Origin of the sequence: Meiothermus sp. (assembly GCF_026004075.1) — a bacterium.
GTDB lineage: Bacteria > Deinococcota > Deinococci > Deinococcales > Thermaceae > Meiothermus.
In genome coordinates this window covers 2,028,718-2,049,216 of sequence record NZ_BPIK01000001.1, presented here as the reverse complement: position 1 = coordinate 2,049,216, position 20,499 = coordinate 2,028,718, and the positions used below count along the sequence as shown (strand labels likewise).

Here is a 20,499-nt window from a genome sequence, read left to right as displayed (position 1 = left end):
CTTGACCGGAGGCCCCAAACTCAGGACAATCTACGGATATGCGAGGCCTCTCCAAGCGCGTCAAAACCATGAAGCCGTCCTCCACCGTGGCGGTTAATGCCAAGGCCCTCGAGCTGCGCCGCCAGGGTGTCGACCTGATCGCCATGACCGCGGGCGAGCCTGACTTCGACACCCCGCAGTTCGTCAAGGACGCCGCCGCCCGGGCCATGGCCGCTGGCAAAACTAAGTACGCCCCACCGGCGGGCATCCCCGAGCTGCGCGAGGCCATCAGCGCCAAGTTCAAACGAGAAAACGGCCTCGAGATTCCCCCTGACCAGACCGTCGTGACCGTGGGTGGTAAGCAGGCCCTGTTCAACCTGTTCCAGGCCATCCTCGACCCCGGCGACGAGGTGATCGTAATTGGCCCTTACTGGGTGAGCTACCCCGAGATGGTGCGTTTCGCCGAGGGGGTGCCGGTGGAGGTCAATACCGGCCCCGAATCGGGCTTTATTCCCGACCCCGCCGAAATTGAGCGCAGGATAACGCCCCGTACCAAGGCCATCGTGGTTAATTCCCCCGGCAACCCCACCGGGGCGGTGTATCCCAAAGAGGTGCTGGTGGCTATCGCTGAGTTGGCTAATAAGTACGACTGCTACATCGTCTCCGACGAAATTTACGAGCACCTCATCTACGAGGGTGAACACTTCTCGCCCGCCCACGTAGCCCCCGACCGTACCATCACCGTCAACGGCGCGGCCAAGGCCTACGCCATGACCGGCTGGCGCATCGGCTACGCCGGCGGCCCCAAAGACGTGATCAAGGGCATTATTGATGTCTCCAGCCAGTCCACCACCAGCCCCGACACCATCGCCCAGTGGGCCATGGTGGAGGCCCTGAACAACGTGGAGGAGGCACAAAAGTTCATTTCCATGGCCCGCGAAGCCTACCGGGCTCGCCGCGGCATCATCGTGGACGGCCTGAACGCCCTGGGCCTGCCCACCCCCAAGGTGAGCGGGGCTTTTTATGTCCTCTCCGATGTTTCCAAAATCGACCCCGACGAGAACAAGGCAGCCCTCAAGCTGCTGGACGAGGCCCGGGTGGCGGTCGTACCGGGCACCGATTTCGCTGCACCCCACCACGTGCGCTTCAGCTACGCCACCAGCGAGGAAAACATCCGCAAGGCCCTGGAGCGCATTGCCTCCATTCTGTAGAAACTGCTTGGCACCCGGCCCAAAGACCGCAAGAGTCGCTCCCACCCTAAGGACGATGGGTGTTGGATGGGCTGTTTCTGGGTGAGGCCTTAGATTAAGACTGAAAGCGTCTTTTGTAACGCTTGCGTAACGCCTTGCCGTTTAGCATCAGCGCACGGTGTAAACCGGTAACACCGAATTGCCTAACCCGGTGGCTTGCGCGCGAAAGTACACTGGGAGAAACGGAGGGTGTATGACCGAGGAAGCCCTACAAGCGCTGATCGAGCGGCACACCCCCAGCCTGATGTCCCTACCCAACGTGATAGGGGTGGGGTGGGGGGAAGAGCAAGGCCGTCGGGTGGTGGTGGTACTGGTAAGCCGCAAACTACCCCTCGAGGCCTTACAGCCACACGAGCGGGTGCCTAAGAACCTCGAGGGGGTACCGGTTCGGGTGCGCGAAGCAGGTGTGCTCGAGGCCCAAAGCAAAGAGTAGGGTTTTTTCGGTGAGTGAAGCGTCGAGGCCATCGGCTACAAGTTGCTTCTAGCTACTAGCTATTTGTTTACCTTCGCGTTTGCAGGTGTGTATTTCCTAACCGCAGGGGGTAGGTATGCCTATTAATGAAGCTAAAGCCATGCTTTCGGCCAGCGCCCAGGCCGAAGCAGAAAAGGCCAAAATGGCCACGCAGGACGATTTTCTAGCACCCGAGACTATGCGCGCCAATGTGCGTGGGGTAGGGGTGGGTGTCAAGTGGAAGAACGGTGAGCCGACCGGTGAACCGGCCCTGGTGGTGCTGGTGAGCCAGAAGCTCGAGCGCAATCTGCTGAGCCGCGCCGATTTAATTCCGGCCAAGCTGGGGGATATGCAGACTGATGTGCTGGCCATTGGCGAGGTGTTTGCAGGGAACGCCGAAGAACCGGGGGTGCAGACCCTGACCCGGCGGGTACGGCCTGCAGAGGGCGGCTACAGCGTGGGCCACTTCAAGATTACGGCAGGTACGATGGCTACGGTTGTTTATGACTTTTTACCGGGGGCCACCGTGAGCCCTCCTGCCCACGGCCTGGGTATTCCATCTCGGTTTTACATCCTAAGCAACAACCATGTGCTGGCCAATTCCAACAATGCCAGCCCTGGCGACCCGATTCTGCAACCAGGGGTGTTCGATGGGGGTACCCTGCCAGCCGATCTGATCGCTCGCCTCAGCCGCTTTATCCCCATCACCTTCGAGCCCCCGGTGCCAAGGGGCCTGCACCGCAACCTCGTCGATGCGGCCATAGCCGAGGGGCAGTTCCACGATCTCGACCGGGAAATTTACTGGAATGGCTACGTGCAGGGCTGGCAGCCCCGCTCCAAGACCCTGGTGGGGCAGCGGGTCAAGAAAACCGGCCGTACTACCAACATGACCACCGGCCGTATTACTGTGCTGGGAGCCACAGTAGATGTCAACTTTGGCGGCGGTCGAGTAGCCCGGTTTATTGACCAGATTGTGACCACCAACATTTCGGCGCCGGGCGATTCGGGCTCGTTGGTGCTCAGCGAACGGGGTAACCTGGCCCTTGGGCTGCTGTTTGCCGGTTCCTCGGTGGCAACCATTGTCAACCACTTCGAGCACGTGCGCTCGTTGCTGCGCATAGAAGTGGCCGAAGGCATCGGCTGATTTTCGACTGAAAAGACTCCAGCGTACGCTTATTTACGCTGGAGTTTTTTTTGTTTTACCTGGATGTAGCTGAATCGCTATTTTCGTGCAATCCAGGTGCGAAAGATACTGCCGGTATCTTTGCCATAGCCGCTCAGGGCCAGACCCACCCGCCGGATCTCGAGGCGGTCGGCGCCTGGGTAAATGTCGCGAAGGGCTCGGTACAGCACGGGCTCATCGTCGAGATAGACTTGAAATTGCATACCATCGCAGACCACCCGAAGCTTTACCGGCACGCCAAGATAGAGCTTGCCGGGTACGTGGGTCCAAACTTTGCTGTGAGGATCTTCGTAGCCTGCAAACCGCAACATGCTGACCACTGCGTGCTCTGTTTTGTCGAGCCACAGGGTCACCACCAGATGGTGCTGGGCGTCCTGCCAGAAGCAGACCCCGGCCCGGCATTGTGATTGGCGCTTTTTATGCTGCTCGGGAGGAAGAATCTCGCTTTCCAAATCGGCGAGCTGGGGATGATCCCAAGGGATGGTGTAGACGGTGCGCTCGAGGCCCGCGGCTTCGATGGTTAGCCCGCCCTCGGCAGGCATCAAGTTGCCGGGCCCCATGGTGGGCTCCCAGGTGAGCAGCAGGTTTTCGGCGGCCTGGTCGAGGTGTGGGACGAAGACCGTCTGCTGGCCTTTTACCTGCCAGGGGCGGCCCAGTTCCAGTGTGGGTGGCAAGTTTATTTCCCGGGGGTGTACCTCGAGGTCGGCGGCCTGACCTTTCAACCCCACCCCAGTCTCCTGGCCCAGGCGGGACTCGAGCAGAGGCCTTTCACCGAAGAGCGGGCTACCGTCCAGGGTGATATTGAGGGCATGCCCATTGTCCAGCACCTGTACCCAGTGGGGCTCTTGGGTGTTGAAGTTGTGGCGCTCAGCGACCAGCATGTGCTGCTTCCCCCCCAACTGCAGGCTTAGCCGGGCTTCTCGGAGGGTGAGCTCGAGGGCCAGGTAATGCTCAGGGTCGCGATAGCGCCAGATCAGGCTGGCCGGGGCTGTAAGTCGCACATGGAAGAGCCCGCCAGGCTCATCCGGCCGTAGTAGCATGCCTGGGCCATCTAGCTGCCATACACCCCCCAGGGTGGCCTTGCGTCCGAGTTGGGGCTGAGGATCCACGACCAGGGCGGTACCGTGTCCTTGCCACCCGGGCACGGTCGCTACGCGTACTCCGTAGACGCGGGTGTCCACGCGGTGTCCGTTTTCGCCCAGGATGGACTGGTAAATACCGGCATACACTTGCTTGGCTCCCAGATCGTAGGGGTCTATGGCCAGCGGTCGTAGCCTGGGTAGCGCGGGTAGGTGCCGGTTGCCCTCGAGCGAACCTGCATAAAAGGCCACTCCCTTGGCACGCAGCACTATCAGGAAGTAGATGGGCACATTGGGCATGTCCAGCAGCAGATGGTGCAGGCCCTGTACTTTGGCTACACACAACCTGCCGTTGGCGGTAGGGTGTCCTTGCATCACAAAAGCCTGGCCAGTCTCGAGGGGACGTTCGGAGGCGGGATGATCGAACCAGCCCACCGCCAGATTTTCGAGCAGTTGTTTGGAAGAAAAATGCGCCCCGAGGAGCATGTTTGAGGCGGGGCCAGAGCCTCGAGGAAAACTTTGAGAGTTGTTGTGCCCGTTGAGCATAAAGACCCCAAAAGCCAGACCGGCCTGCCAGGTAAAAGGCCCATAGGCAATGCCTTGACGCCCCCATCCCGGGGTATCCAAGGGCGCAAAGCGCAACCCCCCAGCCTCTACCGAGATTTTGGCCTCCGCGTCTACCCCTAAACGGATAACCCCGCAGTCGCTGGCGCTGCCCACCACCTCGCCGTACAGCACTTCCTGTGTAAAGCGGTCTAGAATTTCAGCGATGGTGGGTTTGGAGCTTTTCATCAGAACCCCATGTGTCATTCCGACTTTATGCGACCTTGCATAACGTCAACGTGAAGCCCAGTAATCTCTGCGCCTAACAATAGGCGTTTCGGAATGTTACGCCCATGCGCGCGATGGCAGAAGACGAAACGGCGACATAACACCTACAGGTTACGTTCTAATTCTGGTTGAGCGTATTTGGGCTTATGGCGGTAAGCCATGTACCCTAGGGTTATGCGGCTCAGGACGAAATTCTGGCTCGAGTCCGAATCGGGCAACTTTATGCTGGGCCCCGGCACCTTACGCTTACTACTGGCGGTGGCTGAGCAGGGCAGCCTCAAGGCTGGGGCCAGGCTGGTGGGGCTTAGTTACCGGACAGCATGGGATCGGCTAAAGAAAGCCGAGGAAGGCTTGGGGTTTGCTTTACTCGAGCGCTTTTCAGGGGGTGAAAGGGGGGGTGGCAGTTCCCTTACCAGCGATGCCCTAGAGCTGGTGGAGCGGTATCGGCGCTTTATGTCGAGCGCGCAGGGGGTGCTCGAGGCCCACTTTGCCGAGGCTTTCGAAGGCTGGCAGGAATTCAAAGCGGATATGCATAACGAAAATAAGAAAACCAGGAAATAGCAATTTGTGCGCGTAACCTGTAAAAGCCCCAGGAGCTCGCCAAAAAATCGGTTGTATGATACACAAAGCACGACAGACGAGGCATTAAGCTCTCTGACCGGCGACCAAAAAACCGAATCCGACATCACACGAAGGCTCGGTACGGCGCGCCTGATTGGAGTCGGTTGGAATGGCTAGAGCCAGCCCGGATGATCCTACTTGCTGGTAGGAACTGTGCTTTGGGGCGAAGCCTTCAGGATCTCGGGATAGGGTATGGCAACGATGAACTTGCCTCCGCCTTGCAGGTAGGCTTGGTACTCTCTGGCTACTTCGCTGGATGGGTCGCCCATTAAGAGTAAGTAGTCGGGCTGCTCCTCCAGCAGCTTTTTGGGCCCATAGATGGGGATATGTACCCCGGCCAAATAGCGCCCATGTGTGCCAATGTTGGGGTCTACCACAAACTCGATTACCTCGCGACCCAGTCCAACATAATTGAGCAAGGCCATACTATGAATGTTGGCCCCTAGAGCGGCCAGCCTTCGCCCGCGTGCACGCAACTCGGTGAGTAGGGCTACCAGGGCTTCACGTACTGCGACTACGTGAGAGGTGAACTCGATGTAGTAGGTGGCGTCGGTCATACCTAGTGCCCGTTCCTCCTCCAGATACCAGCGGGTCGAATTTCCGATATGCTGGGCCTTGCCAAGGAAATAGCGTAAGTAGCCTGCTGCTAGGGGTTCGACGTTTTGGAGCTGCAGGCCATGACGGTGAGCCAATTGACAGACGGCGTGCACCGAGAAGTAGTTGAGCTGTTGGTGCGAAAAATGCTCAAAATGTCGCGCCTCGAGCAATGCCCGCACATAAGGTAGCTCGACTACCGCTACGCCCGCGCTGCCAAGAAGAGCAGCCAGGTTCTCGAATAGTCCGTTAAGATCGCTGCTATAAGCAGGCAGTGGATTGACCAGCACTACATCGGCTTGTAGGCCCTCCTCGAGTAACGCTTGGGCGCTACTGTGACCGAAAGGCACTGGTCGGACGTGGATACCCTGACCTGCAAGCGCTTTGCTTCGTTCTGGGTTGGGCTCGAGCCAAACCACTTTAGCTCCTGCCTGCACGAACTCTTGTAACTGAATAGGGCTACTACCTTCCAGGGCCAAAACCACGGTGTGCGGGCCAAGCTGGTGGCCAAGCCCTTCGAGCACCCCACCCACCTGAGGCGCTGAAACCACTGGGGGTGTGGAAAGGCTACCCTCGACGAGTTGAACCAGCGTACAGCGTCTACAAAAAGCGACCTCGATGCTCCGGCGTTCTTCCGGAGTGGCCAGCTGATCGCTGCTCAGGATGCTCGAGAGGGGAATCCTGCCCAGGCTGAGAAAAAGCAGTAGCTCACCCGAGCCACACGAGCGACAGGTCTTAGGTTTTTTCATGCAAATCCCCTGGGCCACGTATGCGGCTGTATGACAAAAAGGGTACGAATCTAACCGTAATTGTAGCGTTATCGGAGTTTGTTAGCTTTGGTTGCGGGTTGCTCCGATTCGTTAAGGGTGGCTGGGGGTTCTGTGGCGAATACAACGCACCTGTAACGGACGCATTAACGAGACTGGGTCAAAGCTCGTGCAAAAACTTCTTGAGGGCCTGCAAGGTGGGGCCGATGGTCAGCACGCTGGTAGGACGGCTATAAAGCGCTTGCAGCGCTGGCTCGCGGGGGGGTTCCTGGCCCAGGGCTTTCAGCACCACATCGGGGAACTTGGCCGGATGGGCGCAGGCCAGGCTGATGAGGGGGGTGGGGTCGGCGGTTTGCTGGCGGTAGCGGGCCTGGGCCTCCAGGCCCACCGCGGTATGGGGGCAGGCCATGTAGCCAGTGGCCTCGTAGGTTTTTTTCATGCGCTCGAGGGTGGCTTCATTCGAGACCGTGGTACCCCAGACCCACGCCCGCAGCTTTTCCGGCCCCAGGAGGGTGTACAGGCGCTCGAAGTTGCTGGGTGAGCCCACGTCCATGGCGTTGGAAAGGGTGGCAATGGTGGGGTGGAACTGGTAGGCTTCGGCCTTGCCTTGCAAAAAGTCCGGGAAGAAGTGGTTGTCGTTGTGGGCGGCGATGAAGCGGTGGACGGGCTGCCCCATCAGTGCGGCCAGGATTCCGGCCATCAGGTTGCCCAGGTTGCCGCTGGGAACGCAGAAATTCACCCCTGTGTTCTGGGTGTGGCGGTGAAGCTGTGCAGCGGCCCACAGGTAGTAGAGGGCCTGGGGGAGCAGGCGCCCAATGTTGATGGAGTTGGCGCTGCTCAGGGGCAGGTGGGCGAGTTCGGGGTCTACGAAGGCCTCCTTGACCATGCGCTGGCAGTCGTCGAAGGTGCCCTCCACCGCAAAGCTGCGCACGCCGGGGCGCTGGGTGATGAGCTGGCGCTCCTGCACCTCGCTCACCTTGCCTTTGGGGTACAGCAAGACCACCTCGATGTTTTCCTGCCCGGCGAAGCCATCGGCCACGGCGCTACCGGTATCGCCCGAGGTGGCTACCAGGATGATGCGGCGTTCGCCCCGCTGGCGCAGAAAATACTGCATCAGGCGGGCCATGGTGCGGGCCCCAAAATCTTTGAAGGAAAGCGTGGGGCCGTGGAAGAGCTCGAGTACATACAGGTCGTCCGATAGCTTGACCAGCGGACAGGGGAAATTCAGGGCATCGTGGACGATGGTTTCCAGGTCGGGGACAGGAATATCCTCCTTGAGCCATTCCCCCAGGACGGCCACGCCCACCTCGGCGATGGAGCGGGCGCCCAGCCAGGCCTCCGGTGCAATATGGGGAATGCGGTCGGGGATGTACAGCCCCCCATCGGGGGCCAGCCCTTTGAGCAGGGCTTCCTCGAAACTTACCAGTTTTTTATGGGGGTCGCGGGTGCTGTAGTAGCGAACCATGATGGGTATTTATGATAACTGGAAGCCCCATGCTCCTTCGAACCGCTCAATCGCCCCTGAGCGGTTTGGGCCTGGGGTGAACGGGGCATGTATTTCCTCGCATTCGCACAGAACATCTCGAACATACGGGTTCTCGGCCCGCGGGTGTGCATGGGTAGCTCCGGCTGGTAAAACGCCAACCAAAGGTCTCTCTACTCCCTTCGGTCGGCCTGAATCCTTCACCTCTGGCTGCGCATGGCGGTGAAGGATTCAAGCGGGAACGGTATCATACCTCCTCGAGCTGCTCCACGGCCTGCTGGGGTAGGGGGGCCACGCTGGGAATGGGCAGGTGGCCGGGCGTGCCGAGCAGCACCCGGTACAGGTCGCCCAGCACGGCGCTGGCCGTCACACCCCCACCGGCCCCGGCCCCGGCAAAGACCAACTGCCCGACCGGCTCGCCCCTATAAACCATAGCGTTGCGCCCGCTGCCCATGGTAACCAGCGGGTGCGACTCGGGCAGGCGCACCGGGCGTACCGCCGCCACCCATTCGCCATTTTCGGGGTAGAGGCTGGCCACCAGCTTGATGGCATAGCCTTCGGCCCGGGCTTGCCGGAGCAGCTCCGGGGTGAGATGCTGGATGCCTCGAGTGCGCCGCAAGACCTTTTCCCAGGAGAGCCCAGGGTCTACCGTGAGCCGGCCCAGCACGCAAATCTTGTGGGCCGAGTCTATGCCGCCCACGTCCAGGTTGGGGTCGGCCTCGAGGTAGCCCAGGTCGTCCGCTTCCTTGAAGGCCTGTTCGTAGGTAGCGCCTTCTTCCATGCGCCGGATGAGGTAGCTGCAGGTGCCGTTGACAATGCCGTGCATCTCCAGGGGCTGGTTGCCCCACAGGCTTTGCAAGGCCCCGATGATGGGCGTTCCGGCCATCACGCTGGCCTCATAATGCAGGTCGCCCTGCTCGGCGTATTCGCGGAGCTCGTTCCAGCGCTCGGCCAGCAGAGCTTTGTTGGCCGTGACCACCGGTAGGCCCATCTCCAGGGCCTGCAATACCAGGTCGCCGGCGGTGGTGGTGCCCCCGGCTACCTCCATCAGCACGTCCACATCGTCCAGAAAACCCTCAGGGTTGTTGGTCAGGAGTCTCGAGGGAATGCCAGGGCGGCTTTTCTCTATGTCGCGCACCAGCACTCGAGCCAGCTCGACCTTGACGCCTAGCGCACTAAAGCGGGCCTGGTGCGCGGGCAAAAGCTGTGCAAAAGCGCTCCCGACTGTTCCGCCCCCCATCAGGGCCACACGCACGGTTTCCATAGGGGTAAGCCTACCGCTACTGGCCTCGTTGTGAAAGAGGCGCGCCTATGACAACAAATCAGTCCGCATCAATCAGAATGATGTGAACGGGTACGGCGGGAAAGTGTCGTTTTAGCCGCTCGATATCGTAGATGAGCTGCTCACCGTAAGCCACGCCCGAGGACATTTCCTTGTGCAGCGCATAGGCTGGTACAATTTCGACGCCCACATCGGCCCTGGTCTCGTTGAAGAAGTACTGAAACTTAGCCATGTCGTAGAACATAAATGCGTATTTCCCAAACTGAGCCTCGACGAGAACCCGTTCTTTGAAGAAATCTATCTGCTTGTAGGCTCCGCGAACCACCGGCTCCTCCTGGCCCGGCAGCCGAATCTCGTAGTAGTCCCTGAGTTCGTGGAAACCTCGCTTGTGGAAAGCCTCCTTCAGGCGCTGGTTTATGATTTTGGGTGCGTAGAGTTCTTTACCTAGTTTGGTTTTTTCTTTACTTTTTTTGCCCCGAACAGCACTTACCTCTTTGATAACGGCATAGATTTCTTCCAGCACTATTGGAAAACGCACCTGGAGAATCTCTCGACCGCCTAAATGGGAGTACTCGTAGACGATTCTCATTTGGGTTCTACCAGTAAGGGGGGGTTCCAGATGGCTTGCAGATCAACGGCACGAGGGGGAATGTAAGTGCCTTTACCGGAAGGGTCATACACTTCGCGCTCCATGGGCCTCACCCGCAGACGGCCTTCCCAGGCTTCACGAAGGCGCTGCTGGGCAATTTCAACGTAATCGGGGATTATTTCGGCCATGGCCCCCCGCCTTCTGTGCATTAAAGCAGCGATGAGGGTGGTTCCCGATCCGCCGAACGGATCCAAAACCCAGTCGTCTTCTTCCGTCAGGGCCAGGACAAAACGCTCCACCAGCTCCACGGGGTACTGTGCCGGGTGGTCGGTTTTTTCTACGTGGTTGGCCTTAACATTAGGAAATACCCACACGTCACCGGGATTTTTGCCCAGGGGATTGCCGGAGAGTTCACCCTTTTTGGGGCCCTTGAAATGTTTTTTATTGGGATATTTTTGTGGAACCCGTACACTGTCCAGATTAAAGGTGTAATCGTCAGTTTTGGTGAACCACAAAGCCACCTCGTAGCGTCCGGAAAAACGACGCTTTGCATGAAGACCATGCTCAAACGCCCATACAATGCGATTGCGGAGCTTTAATCCCAAATTGGTAAAGATAGGAAAAAGAAGTATATCCAGCGGGAGGATTTCACCGTTGTCCACGTAATTCCCAACCTGCCACACCAGACTGCCGGTTGGCTTGAGCACGCGGACAGATTCCTTGACAATGCTTTCTTGCCAAGCCAGATAAGCATCCAAGGCTTTACGGCTTTCGTAGGGCTTACCAATGTTGTAGGGCGGCGAGGTGATCACCAAAGAGATGCTGGCGTCTGGGATTTGTTTGAGCAACTCTGCGCAGTCGCCAGGATAGATAACCACATATGCTTCTGAGTCAAACCTGCTCTTAATGCTCAGTTCTGTCATAGCCATACTTATCATACCTTGGTTCCCATCGGCAGATTGCTCAGCGCCTTCAGCACGGCCTGGGCGCTGCGCTTGTCGAGGCCTGGCAGCTTGGCCAGCTCCTCCACGCTCATGGCTTTGAGTTCTTCCAGGGTTGAGAAGTGGTTCATCAGGGCCAGCTTGCGGGCCGGGCCAATGCCCTTTATATCGTCGAAGATGCTCTTGAGGGCTTTCTGGCTGCGCAGCTTGCGGTGGAACTCGAGGCCGTTGCGGTGGGTCTCGTCGCGCTGGTAGATGAGCAGTTGCAGCGCAGGATGGCTCAGTGGTAGGGCGATGGTTTTTCCGTCGGGCAAAACCAGGGTTTCTTCACGCTTGGCCAGCCCCACCAGCGGAATCTCCAGCCCGGCCTGCTGCAGGGCTTTTTGCGCGGCCCGCACCTGGCCCAGTCCGCCGTCAATCAGAATCAGGTCGGGGATGGGCATCTGCTCGGCCAGGCTGCCGGTGAAGCGTCGGAGGATGGTCTGCTCCATCGAGAAAAAGTCGTCGGGCTGGCCCTTCAGGCCCCTAATTTTGATGCGGCGGTACTCGGCCTTCTTGGGGCGGCCCCCTTCAAAGACCGTGATGGAACCCACCACGCTTTCGCCCAGCAGGTTGGAAATGTCGTAGCCCTCGATGCGGTAGGGGCGGCGGGTGAGCCCCAGCACCTCCATCAGCCCCTTGAGGCCGGGGTGGTCGCCCTTGCGCTCCAGTAGCTTGAGTTCGGTCTGCAAGGCGGTCTGGGCGTTGTGCTGGGCCAGCTCGATCAGGCGGGTTTTGTCGCCGCGCTGGGGGACGCGCACTTCCACCCTGCGCCCTTTGGAGCTCAGGAAAGCCGAGAAAGCCTCCTGCGCTTCCAGTTCGAAAGGGAGCAGCACCAATGGGGGTAGGGGGGTGGCCTCGAGGTAGTAGTCGCGCAGGAAGGCTTCCAGCAACTCGGCGTCGCTGGCCTCCTTCACCCCCTCCACGAAGCGGCTGATGCGCCCCAGCATCTGGCCCCCGCGCACCTGGTAGTGCTGAATGAGGGCATAGTCGCCTGCGCGGGCAAAGCCCAGGAAGTCCAGGTCGCCCAGCTCGGGGTCGTAGGCTTGCTGGCTGGTACCAAAAAAGCTGCGCACCGCGCTGATCTGGTCGCGGATTTCCGCGGCCCGTTCGAAGTCCTGGTTTCTGGCCGCCTGGCGCATCTGCTGCTCGAGGCTCTCGTAGAGGGCCTCAATTTTGCCATCCAGCAGATTTTCCACCTGCCGCACGGCCATCTGATACTGCGCCGGGTCGGCCTGGCCCACGCAAGGCGCCAGGCAGCGGCCCATGGCGTGGTTCAGGCAGGGGTAGCGCCTTTTCTTGAAGGGGAAGCCGGAGTTTTTGCGCAGGGGGAAGAAGCGATCCACCAGGCGCTTGATGCGCCGCACCGCCGAAGCATCGGGGAAGGGCCCCCAGTAGCGGGCCCCATCTTCCTGCACCCGGCGCACCACCATCAGCATGGGCCACTCCTCCTGGGTGAGCTTGAGGAAGGGGTAGTGCTTGTCGTCCTTCATCAGGATGTTGTAGGGGGGGCGGTGGTGCTTGATGAGGTTGGCCTCGAGCAAAAGCGCCTCCACCTCGTCACGCACCACGATAAAGTCGAGGTGGGTGGCCTCCTGGCAGATGCGCAGGCCCTTGCCCTCGGCGTGGAAATAGCTGGTCACGCGGGCCTTGAGGTTTTTGGCCTTGCCTACATAAACGATGCGCTCGCCGGTTTTCCAGAGGTACACGCCCGGCGTTTCGGGGAGCGGGGGTAGGTCTTCGAGCCGCATCTGAGCCCTATCCTAGTACAGCCCTCCGGGCTTTGTGTGACCTGACTCTGGAGCTGGGCTGTAAGAAAATGCCGGTGTTTTTTAGACTTTATGGCCCCAAACCGCTAAACTAAGGGCCATGAGTGCTGCGCACGACCACCAACACGACGAAATGCTCTACCGGGCCTGGGTGCAGGTTATCGAGTGGATGAAGGAATACGCCGCCGAAAAAGGCGTGCAGTTCAGCAAGGAATCCGACTTCCCCGACTTCATCTACCGCATGGAGCGCCCCTACGAACTGCCCACCACCATGATGGCGGTTTCGCTGTCGGACGAACGAGGGGAACCCTTCTTTTTCGCCTCGGTCTCGCCCCGCCATGCCAAGCTCAAGCACGTGGCGTTCCGGGTGCCGGGCGGGCATGTGCACTACCATGCCCACTGGGAAGACGGCAAAGGCCTGGTGCTCGAGGGTAAGTTTCCCCTTACCAAAGAAAAGCTCTACCAGATGGCCGACCGGGCCAGAACTGCGCTGGCCAAGGTATAAGGAGCAGGCCTAAAAACCATCCCCTTACGGCTGTTGCCAAAACCTGGCCGGTACGACGAAAAGGTTGGCCGAGTTTGCCAAAGCGCATCCCCCCACCGGAAAAGCCCGGAACAGTGGAGGAATTTTTTGTCTCCGCTGAAAGCGCGGGGAAAAATAGCCAGAACTGCCACAACCTTGGGGCAATCTGTCCCATGGGTTGAGTGGATGATGGATTAGGGAGACGGGATGCTCGAGCTGCTAAGAGAAAACCCCTTACTACTACTCTTCCTAGTCGCGGCCCTTGGCTATCTAATCGGCCAAATTCGCCTGGGAAGCTTTAGCCTGGGGGTTTCGGCGGTTTTGTTTGTGGGGTTGGCCTTTGGGGCTCTCTCACCCGAGCTAAGACTGCCGGATTTTGTCTATTTGTTTGGCCTGGTGCTGTTTGTCTATACCATTGCACTGGCCAGTGGCCCGGGGTTTTTTGCTTCGTTTGGTAAGCGTGGGCTGCGTTACAACCTGTTGGTGGCAGGGGTAGTAGGGGTAGCGGCCATGATGATAACAGCGGTTGGCACGCTTTTGAGCTTGAATGGTGCCCTAAAAGCCGGCCTATTTGCGGGCGCACTCACCAATACCCCGGCCCTGGCAGCAGCTCTAGAAGCCCTCAAGGGAAGAGGGGTCGCCGAGGCAGTGCAGGGCTTGCCGGTAGCGGCCTACGCGGTGGCCTACCCCGTGGGCGTGATTGGGATGTTGCTGGCCTTTCATATAGCCTGGCGCTGGTGGGGAAACCGGGAGAAAACCCTGATGGCCGAAGCGGAAGGTCTGGTTACCCAGACGGTAGAGGTAACCCAGCCCAGGGTGGTGGGCTGGACAATCGAGCAGCTGACCCGTGCGCATCGGTGGCGGGTGGTGTTTGGACGGTTGCAACGCGACGGAAAACAGCAGGTCATGACCCCCGATACCGAGCTGCAACTGGGCGATCGCCTGAACGTTGTCGGCACTGCCGACGAACTGAAGCGCGTGGTGGAGACCCTGGGGGTCGCGGTGCCGGAGCGGCTGGAAGAAGACCGCCACGCCTTGGATTTTCGCAGGGTGTTTGTGAGTAACCGGGCAGTTGCTGGGCGCAGCCTGGCCGAGCTCGAGCTGCCCCAACGCTTTGGCGTGGTGATTACCCGGGTGCGCCGGGGCGAGGTGGAGTTTTTGCCGGACAAGGAGACTATCCTCGAGCTTGGCGACCGGGTACGGGTGGTAGGCCCCAAGGATCGTATCCGAGAGGTGAGCCGCTATCTGGGCGACTCCTACCGGGCCCTGGCCGAGGTAGATGTAGTCAGCTTTAGCCTAGGGATAGCGCTGGGACTGCTGCTGGGCAGCCTACCCATTCCATTGCCGGGGGGCCAGACCTTCGAGCTGGGCTTTGCCGGGGGGCCTTTGGTGGTAGGCCTTCTGCTGGGTGCGCTGGGACGTACTGGCCCCATCTTGTGGCAGATTCCCTTTAGCGCCAACATAACCCTGCGCCAGCTAGGGCTCATTCTGTTCCTGGCCGGGATCGGTACCCGCTCGGGCTATGCCTTTGTGCAAACCCTGACCCAAGGCGAGGGCCTGAAGCTCTTCTTGATCGGGGTCGTGATCACCCTGGGGGCGGCCTTGCTGACCCTATGGATTGGCTACCGCTGGCTCAAGATTCCGCTGGATGTGCTAGGCGGCGTGCTGGCAGGGCTTCAGACCCAGCCTGCGGTGCTGGCCTTTGCCCTGGAAAAAACTGGAAACGACCGGCCCAACCTTGGCTATGCCACCGTCTACCCTTTCGCCATGCTGCTCAAGATACTGCTGGTGCAGTTGTTGCTGCTGAGCAACTAATACCCGGTCTGGGGTTGTGGTTGGCCTGCGGAAAGCCTTTCAGGGGGCCTGGCTGGGGCTTATGGGGGACTGCGAGGCTTCTTTCCAAACAGCCCTCAGCCTTCGCCACACAGTGAACCCCAGTAGGAATGTAATCCCTACAGCAGTAACCCCTATGACTAGCGGGTTTACTCCCTGAACCTGCATGGCAACAAGATTGAAACTTAGGGTTATGGCCCACAAGGTGACAGTGGTGCGGCGTTGTGAGAAGCCCTGGGCCAGGAGCCGGTGATGGATGTGGTCTTTACCGGGGGTAGACAGGGGGTTTTGCTGCCTGAGTAGCCGACGAATGAACACCTGGGTGGTGTCCAGAATGGGCAGCAGCAAAAAAAGCGCGGTGGGAACCAGCGAGAATACCGTGGTAACTTTGAGGCTACCCAGCAGGGCTGTGGCAGCCAAAACGTAGCCGAAGAAGTAGGCCCCGGCATCGCCCATAATGATTTTTGAAGGATAAAAGTTGTGCCGCAGGAAGCCAAGCGCGGCCCCTGCAAGCGCAGCCAGCACCAGCGTGGCCGCAGCCCACTGAGGGTTCTGGGCCGAGACAGCCAGCAGGCTCATGGCGGTAATAAAGGCGATGCCACCGGCCAGCCCGTCAATGCCGTCCATCAGATTAATTGCGTTGGTAACGCCAATGATCCACACCACCGTCAGTATCGCGCCCAAAAGAGGATCAAGCGCAGTGCCGAAAGCGGCATGAAAACGAATATCCACCGCTACTAGCAACAAGGCTGCGAGAAATTGCACCAAAAGCCGAAACAGCGGCGGCAGGCCGAACTGATCATCCACAAAGCCAACCAGCACCAGGATGGCTCCGCCCAGCAAAATGGCCAGCACCTGCACCTGTACTTCCTGAATCAGGATGGGGCGTAGGGTGGTGGCTACAATCAAAGCGGCGATTACTCCCGCAAAGATTGCAAGGCCACCCGCGTTGGGCAGGGGTTCTTTATTGAGGCGGCGGGCATTGGGCTGATCGGCCCAACCCACCTTAAGGGCAAACTGCCGTACCTTGGGCATGAACCGCCAGGTGACCACCCAGGCCACCACAAAAGTGAAAATCACAATCAGCCAGCCCGAACCGCTCGGGTTGGCGATGCCGATGAACTTCAGAAACTCGATCATCCCAATTGATTCAGGCTACCGCGAATGGGTGAGGAATGTAACTGCTTTATTTGGTGCCGTAAATTCGGTCACCGGCGTCGCCCAGGCCGGGCACGATATAACCGTGGTCGTTGAGGTGGCTGTCCACCGCGGCTACCACAATCTCCACATCGGGATGGGCCTCCTGTACACGCTTAATCCCCTCCGGGGCGGCGATGATGCTCATCAGTTTGATGTGGTGGGCTCCTTTGGACTTCAGGATTGAAAGGGCGTGCACGGCGCTGCCTGCGGTGGCCAGCATGGGGTCGGTGAGGAAGACCCGCCGCTCGGCAATGTCAGAAGGCAGTTTGCAGTAATACTCCACCGGTTGCAGGGTTTGGGGGTCGCGGTAGAGGCCAATGTGGCCCACCTTGGCCGCGGGAACCAATTTCAGAATGCCATCCACCATGATGAGCCCGGCCCGCAAGATGGCAACCACGGCGAGCTTTTTGCCTGAGAGCATGTGGGCGGTCATGGTGGTAAGGGGGGTTTCGATGGTGACTGGGTCGAGCTCGAGGTCGCGCATGGCCTCGTAGGCCATAAGCATGGTGACTTCTTCCATGAGTTCGCGAAACTCTTTGTTGCCGGTGTTCTTATCGCGAATGATGGCTAGCTTGTGCTGTACCAGGGGGTGATCTACCACGGTCAGTTTCATGCTGAGTGAATCGTAACACCGGGGCAAGGGTGGGGGCAAATCATGTCAGGCCAGCTCCGGGCGAAACTCCTGGTAGAAGCGCAGGGCTTTGGGCATCTTGTCGGCGACGGCGGCCTCGAAGCCCGAGGGTTCTTTGGTGCGGAACCAGTGCATGTCGTGTAGGTAGGTGAGGGGAACCCAGAAGCGTAGACGGCGCCACAGGGCTTGCGGCTCTGGGTAGCACGACACGATGTACTGCAAGGCGGCCAGTGCCTGGGCTTCGCCCAGCATCACCAGGGTTCCGGTGGTCAGAATGGCCAGGTCGCGGGCGGGGTCGTCGGGCTGGGCCCGTATCCAGTCCACCACCAGGGCCTCCGGCACCCCCTGAGCCTCGGGGTGCTTGAGGAGAATGTTGCCGGCGTGGGGATCGCGGTGGCAGAAGGCCTGGGGGGTTCCGGCCACCTCACCGATGTGCTGCCCAAGCCAGCCAACCAACTGCTGGGCCTGGGGCAGGTCGTGCAGGGTGCTGCCAAACTGCTGGAGGCGGTCTTGCAGGCGGGTGCGGCTGATCACGCCGGGCTCCGGGATGGCGTGCAGGCGGACGAAAAACCGGGCCAGTTCCTCCAGGGCGGCCTGACTGAAGCGCTCGGGTGTGAAGTTGGCCCCTGGGTAGCGCTTGGTGACCAGGATGCCACACTGATTAAGGCTGTAGGTCTCCACCACCCAGTCGCCCAGCCCGGCCTTGGTCATATTGAGGGCCTCGAGCCGCGCGGCGTAGATGCCGCCGGGTTGGGAGGTGGGAGGATATACCTTGAATACCAGCCCGTCGCCGGCAAAGGTGCGGGCCTCGGCGCCTCCGGCCAGGGGGGTCAGGCGCATCTGGTAGCGGGCCTCGAGGGCCGGTAGGATCTCCACCTTGCACAGGATACCCGCACCAGGTCAGTCCGAGGCAACCTGCGGGGGCGGAACCGAAGGATCGACCTTGGAGGGTGGTGTGTGGGCCAGGGTTTTGGGCCAGGGAAAGCGAGACATCCAGAGGGCCGCCGAGAGGGTGAGTAAGCCCATAACGGCCACGCCAAAGCGGGCCCCCAGGGTGTCGATCAGCAGACCTGAAATGTAGGCTCCCAGCGGGCCGGAGCCCAGCAAAACCATCGAGTAGACCGACATCACCCGGCCCCGGATGTGGTCGGGCGCCAGGAGCTGCACGGTGGTGTTGGAGTTGATCAGGGTGGTGATCATGCCCAGGCCAGCCAGGCCGAAAATAAAAGCCACCCAGCTCGTAGGCAGGGGTAGGGCCAGGGCTATAAGGGCCAGGCCCAGCAAGGCGCTGCCCAGCACCGCGCGCAAGGGACGGGCCCTGGAAGCCAGAGCCTGGATGAGGGCCGCCACGATGGAACCCAGCCCTACCGCCGACATCAGGAAGCCGAAGCCCTGGGCATCGAGCTTGAGCTCGAGCCGCGCGTAGGCCGGCACAATGGTCTGGAAGTTCATGCCCAGGAGGCTGGTCAGGCCCACCAGCACCACCACCTGCCGTACCAAAGGATGCCCCCAGACAAAACGCATGCCCTCGAGGGCCTCTCGCAAGACCCCATCGCGCTTGGCCTCCACTTTGGGATTGGGTGCACCGAACAACACCAAGATGAGCGGCAAAAAGGAGAGCGCATTGGCTAGATAACTCCAGGAGAGGCCAAAACCCGCAATCAGCAACCCCGCCAGGGCCGGCCCTACGAGCCTCGAGGTGTTGAAGCCAAACGAGTTGAGGGCAATGGCCCCCGGATAGCGTTCTTTTCCGGCCAGCTCCACCGTGAAGGCCTGCCGCACCGGCAGGTCGGCGGCGTTGAACATGCCGTACAGAAAAGCAAACACCAGCACATGCTCGTAACGCACCCAGCCGCCGGCGATGAGCACAAACATACCCAAAGCCAGCAAGGCCATGCCGCCCTGGGTGATAAAGAGCAGGTTGCGGCGGCTGTAGCGGTCGGAGAGCACACCCGCGGGTATGGAGAACAAGAGCGAGGGCAGAAACTGCAAGGCCACCACCAGACCCAGCCGTTCGGCGCTGCCGGTGAGCTCGAGCACCAGCCAGCCTTGGGTGGCAGCCTGCATCCAGGTGCCCAGTTGGGAGAGAAACAGTGCGATCCAGTAGGTGCGGTATTTGGGGTCACGCAACAAGGCTAATGCCAGCACCTGCCCATCATACTCCCAAACTGACCGACGGGTCAGTTTATGTGCGTCGCATAGGCCTTTGCCTTAAGGCGGCTGTGTTGCCTTTATCCCTTGACTTGTTGGGCGCACAATGTAAACTGTCCACAGCCGGAAGCCAAACCCGTGGTCGCATCGGCCTGTATTGGGTTTTGGGTGCGACCCAATGCTTGCTCCCGAGCCGTTTTAGGAGGTTCTTTAATGAAGTTTTGGAAACTAACCATTGTTGCCTTGACGCTGTTAGCGGGCATGGCTGTAGCCCAGCAGCGTCCCAGGGTGGTCATCCCCACGGGGAGTACCGGTGGGGTATTCTTCTTTTACGGGCAGGCCATCGCTAAAATCTTGAGCGAGGCTGGGGTCGCTGACGCCACCGCCCAGCAGACCGGGGGTTCCTACGACAACCTCCTGCTGCTGCGCGACCGCACCGACCCCCGTTCCAACACCTACTACTGCGCACTGGCCACCACCGACTCGGCCCTGGTCACCTTCACCGGCGAAGAGCCCCGCTTTGCCCAGCGCAAAGCCGATATGCAGCGGATCATGTTTTACATGTATCCGAGCCTCATTCACATTGTGACCACCGAAAAGTCGGGCATCAGGTTTGTGGGTGACCTGCGGGGCAAGCGGGTCTCGACCGGCCAGCCCGGCTCCTCCACCGAAAACCTGGCCCTGCTGGTGCTTAAGGGCGCCGGGGTGGATGTGCGCGAGTTTGCCAAGCGCGAGCGCCTGCCCGCCGCCGAGTCGGCCAAGGCCCTTTCCGAGGGCACCATTGACGCCTACTTCTGGGTAGGGGGTGTGCCAACCTCGAGCGTGGTCGAACTGGCCCAGAGCCTGGCCCGCAAAGGCGACCAGATTAAGCTAGTAGACTCACCCCGCACCGGCCCCACTGCCCAACTGCTGCTCAAGGAGTTCCCTGGCATCATCACCACTGGCAAGCTGCCCAAGAGCGCCTATGGCACCAAAGATGACGTCTTTGCCCTTTATACCGGCAACGTCTTCCTCTGCCCGGCTTCCATGCCCGACGACCTGGCCGCTGCCATCATGAAAGCGGTGTTCAGCAACCTGCAAACCCTGGTCACGACCACAGCCGCCGCGCGGGACACCACCCTGAAGAACACCGTTGACCTGTACAACCAGAAAACGGTGATTCCCTTCCACCCTGGCGCCATAAAGTACCTGCGCGAGGTCGGAGCCATCCGCTAAACCAGGCCTAACCCTAAAAGCTCCCTCGAGCCGGGGGAGCTTTTTTATAGGTGCTACAGCCTCTTATGAACTCGGTATAATCGCTCAA

At 60.1% G+C, this 20,499-nt stretch carries 18 protein-coding genes; 7 read left to right on the top strand and 11 right to left on the bottom strand.

Going from position 1 to position 20,499, the window contains the following annotated elements; all coding sequences use genetic code 11:
- Positions 1–38 precede the first annotated feature (38 nt).
- From Q0X18_RS09900 to Q0X18_RS09890, 3 genes are all read left to right on the top strand, one after another.
- Complete coding sequence (locus tag Q0X18_RS09900) at positions 39–1,190, top strand: pyridoxal phosphate-dependent aminotransferase (protein ID WP_297561695.1); 1,152 nt, start codon at positions 39–41, stop codon at positions 1,188–1,190.
- A 232-nt stretch (positions 1,191–1,422) separates the two neighbouring features.
- Positions 1,423–1,662 (top strand): hypothetical protein, encoded by a 240-nt coding sequence (locus tag Q0X18_RS09895; RefSeq protein ID WP_297561693.1) that lies wholly within the window; start codon positions 1,423–1,425, stop codon positions 1,660–1,662.
- Positions 1,663–1,777: 115 nt separating this feature from the next.
- Positions 1,778–2,824 (top strand): hypothetical protein, encoded by a 1,047-nt coding sequence (locus Q0X18_RS09890; protein ID WP_297561690.1) that lies wholly within the window; start codon positions 1,778–1,780, stop codon positions 2,822–2,824.
- A gap of 77 nt (positions 2,825–2,901) precedes the next feature.
- Here the strand turns inward: Q0X18_RS09890 and Q0X18_RS09885 are convergent, their stop codons facing one another.
- Complete coding sequence (locus tag Q0X18_RS09885; protein ID WP_297561688.1) at positions 2,902–4,734, bottom strand: hypothetical protein; 1,833 nt, start codon at positions 4,732–4,734, stop codon at positions 2,902–2,904.
- Positions 4,735–4,947: 213 nt separating this feature from the next.
- Here Q0X18_RS09885 and Q0X18_RS09880 point away from each other — a divergent pair, with 213 nt between their 5' ends.
- Positions 4,948–5,334, top strand: a complete 387-nt coding sequence (locus Q0X18_RS09880; protein ID WP_297561684.1) for a winged helix-turn-helix domain-containing protein — start codon at positions 4,948–4,950, stop codon at positions 5,332–5,334.
- A 194-nt stretch (positions 5,335–5,528) separates the two neighbouring features.
- On the opposite strand, the gene Q0X18_RS09875 is transcribed toward Q0X18_RS09880, so the two are convergent.
- The 6 genes from Q0X18_RS09875 to uvrC form a co-directional block, all read right to left on the bottom strand.
- Positions 5,529–6,737, bottom strand: a complete 1,209-nt coding sequence (locus Q0X18_RS09875; RefSeq protein ID WP_297561681.1) for a class I SAM-dependent methyltransferase — start codon at positions 6,735–6,737, stop codon at positions 5,529–5,531.
- Between the two features lie 178 nt (positions 6,738–6,915).
- On the bottom strand, positions 6,916–8,220 hold the full coding sequence (gene thrC / locus Q0X18_RS09870; protein WP_297561679.1) for a threonine synthase: 1,305 nt from the start codon (positions 8,218–8,220) through the stop codon (positions 6,916–6,918).
- Positions 8,221–8,485: 265 nt separating this feature from the next.
- Entirely contained in the window at positions 8,486–9,502 is a 1,017-nt protein-coding gene (locus Q0X18_RS09865; RefSeq protein WP_297561677.1) for a homoserine dehydrogenase, read from the bottom strand.
- Between the two features lie 58 nt (positions 9,503–9,560).
- Entirely contained in the window at positions 9,561–10,058 is a 498-nt protein-coding gene (locus Q0X18_RS09860; protein WP_374707512.1) for a BglII/BstYI family type II restriction endonuclease, read from the bottom strand.
- Between the two features lie 47 nt (positions 10,059–10,105).
- The gene (locus tag Q0X18_RS09855; RefSeq protein ID WP_297561671.1) at positions 10,106–11,032 is read right to left on the bottom strand and encodes a site-specific DNA-methyltransferase; all 927 of its coding nucleotides are present in this window, start codon (positions 11,030–11,032) and stop codon (positions 10,106–10,108) included.
- Between the two features lie 11 nt (positions 11,033–11,043).
- Positions 11,044–12,840, bottom strand: coding sequence for an excinuclease ABC subunit UvrC (uvrC, locus tag Q0X18_RS09850; RefSeq protein WP_297561668.1), 1,797 nt, complete (start codon positions 12,838–12,840; stop codon positions 11,044–11,046).
- Between the two features lie 118 nt (positions 12,841–12,958).
- Here uvrC and Q0X18_RS09845 point away from each other — a divergent pair, with 118 nt between their 5' ends.
- Both Q0X18_RS09845 and Q0X18_RS09840 read left to right on the top strand, forming a co-directional pair.
- The gene (locus tag Q0X18_RS09845) at positions 12,959–13,363 is read left to right on the top strand and encodes an NADH-quinone oxidoreductase subunit 15 (RefSeq protein ID WP_297561665.1); all 405 of its coding nucleotides are present in this window, start codon (positions 12,959–12,961) and stop codon (positions 13,361–13,363) included.
- 225 nt (positions 13,364–13,588) lie between these two features.
- Positions 13,589–15,196 carry an aspartate:alanine exchanger family transporter gene (locus Q0X18_RS09840; protein ID WP_297561663.1) on the top strand — a complete coding sequence of 536 codons (1,608 nt, stop codon included), beginning with the start codon at positions 13,589–13,591 and terminating at the stop codon, positions 15,194–15,196.
- A gap of 39 nt (positions 15,197–15,235) precedes the next feature.
- Here Q0X18_RS09840 and Q0X18_RS09835 read toward each other — a convergent pair whose 3' ends face one another.
- The 4 genes from Q0X18_RS09835 to Q0X18_RS09820 are packed head-to-tail and all read right to left on the bottom strand — an operon-like array spanning position 15,236 to position 19,193.
- Positions 15,236–16,354 carry an MraY family glycosyltransferase gene (locus Q0X18_RS09835; RefSeq protein ID WP_297561660.1) on the bottom strand — a complete coding sequence of 373 codons (1,119 nt, stop codon included), beginning with the start codon at positions 16,352–16,354 and terminating at the stop codon, positions 15,236–15,238.
- Between the two features lie 46 nt (positions 16,355–16,400).
- Positions 16,401–17,027, bottom strand: a complete 627-nt coding sequence (gene upp / locus Q0X18_RS09830; protein ID WP_297561657.1) for a uracil phosphoribosyltransferase — start codon at positions 17,025–17,027, stop codon at positions 16,401–16,403.
- Positions 17,028–17,072: 45 nt separating this feature from the next.
- The gene (locus Q0X18_RS09825) at positions 17,073–17,921 is read right to left on the bottom strand and encodes a phosphotransferase family protein (protein ID WP_297561655.1); all 849 of its coding nucleotides are present in this window, start codon (positions 17,919–17,921) and stop codon (positions 17,073–17,075) included.
- A 24-nt stretch (positions 17,922–17,945) separates the two neighbouring features.
- The gene (locus Q0X18_RS09820; RefSeq protein ID WP_297561653.1) at positions 17,946–19,193 is read right to left on the bottom strand and encodes an MFS transporter; all 1,248 of its coding nucleotides are present in this window, start codon (positions 19,191–19,193) and stop codon (positions 17,946–17,948) included.
- A gap of 216 nt (positions 19,194–19,409) precedes the next feature.
- Between Q0X18_RS09820 and Q0X18_RS09815 the strand changes: the two genes are divergently transcribed.
- A complete protein-coding gene (locus tag Q0X18_RS09815) occupies positions 19,410–20,411 on the top strand; it encodes a TAXI family TRAP transporter solute-binding subunit (RefSeq protein WP_297561652.1) in 1,002 nt (333 codons plus the stop codon).
- Positions 20,412–20,499 lie beyond the last annotated feature (88 nt).

Bases quoted from the DNA above. Each gene is read 5' to 3' on its own strand.
- Q0X18_RS09900 (WP_297561695.1), top strand. From the start codon at position 39: ATGCGAGGCCTCTCCAAGCGCGTCAAAACCATGAAGCCGTCCTCCACC.
- Q0X18_RS09895 (WP_297561693.1), top strand. From the start codon at position 1,423: ATGACCGAGGAAGCCCTACAAGCGCTGATCGAGCGGCACACCCCCAGC.
- Q0X18_RS09890 (WP_297561690.1), top strand. From the start codon at position 1,778: ATGCCTATTAATGAAGCTAAAGCCATGCTTTCGGCCAGCGCCCAGGCC.
- Q0X18_RS09885 (WP_297561688.1), bottom strand. From the start codon at position 4,734: ATGAAAAGCTCCAAACCCACCATCGCTGAAATTCTAGACCGCTTTACA.
- Q0X18_RS09880 (WP_297561684.1), top strand. From the start codon at position 4,948: ATGCGGCTCAGGACGAAATTCTGGCTCGAGTCCGAATCGGGCAACTTT.
- Q0X18_RS09875 (WP_297561681.1), bottom strand. From the start codon at position 6,737: ATGAAAAAACCTAAGACCTGTCGCTCGTGTGGCTCGGGTGAGCTACTG.
- thrC (WP_297561679.1), bottom strand. From the start codon at position 8,220: ATGGTTCGCTACTACAGCACCCGCGACCCCCATAAAAAACTGGTAAGT.
- Q0X18_RS09865 (WP_297561677.1), bottom strand. From the start codon at position 9,502: ATGGAAACCGTGCGTGTGGCCCTGATGGGGGGCGGAACAGTCGGGAGC.
- Q0X18_RS09855 (WP_297561671.1), bottom strand. From the start codon at position 11,032: ATGACAGAACTGAGCATTAAGAGCAGGTTTGACTCAGAAGCATATGTG.
- uvrC (WP_297561668.1), bottom strand. From the start codon at position 12,840: ATGCGGCTCGAAGACCTACCCCCGCTCCCCGAAACGCCGGGCGTGTAC.
- Q0X18_RS09845 (WP_297561665.1), top strand. From the start codon at position 12,959: ATGAGTGCTGCGCACGACCACCAACACGACGAAATGCTCTACCGGGCC.
- Q0X18_RS09840 (WP_297561663.1), top strand. From the start codon at position 13,589: ATGCTCGAGCTGCTAAGAGAAAACCCCTTACTACTACTCTTCCTAGTC.
- Q0X18_RS09835 (WP_297561660.1), bottom strand. From the start codon at position 16,354: ATGATCGAGTTTCTGAAGTTCATCGGCATCGCCAACCCGAGCGGTTCG.
- upp (WP_297561657.1), bottom strand. From the start codon at position 17,027: ATGAAACTGACCGTGGTAGATCACCCCCTGGTACAGCACAAGCTAGCC.
- Q0X18_RS09815 (WP_297561652.1), top strand. From the start codon at position 19,410: ATGAAGTTTTGGAAACTAACCATTGTTGCCTTGACGCTGTTAGCGGGC.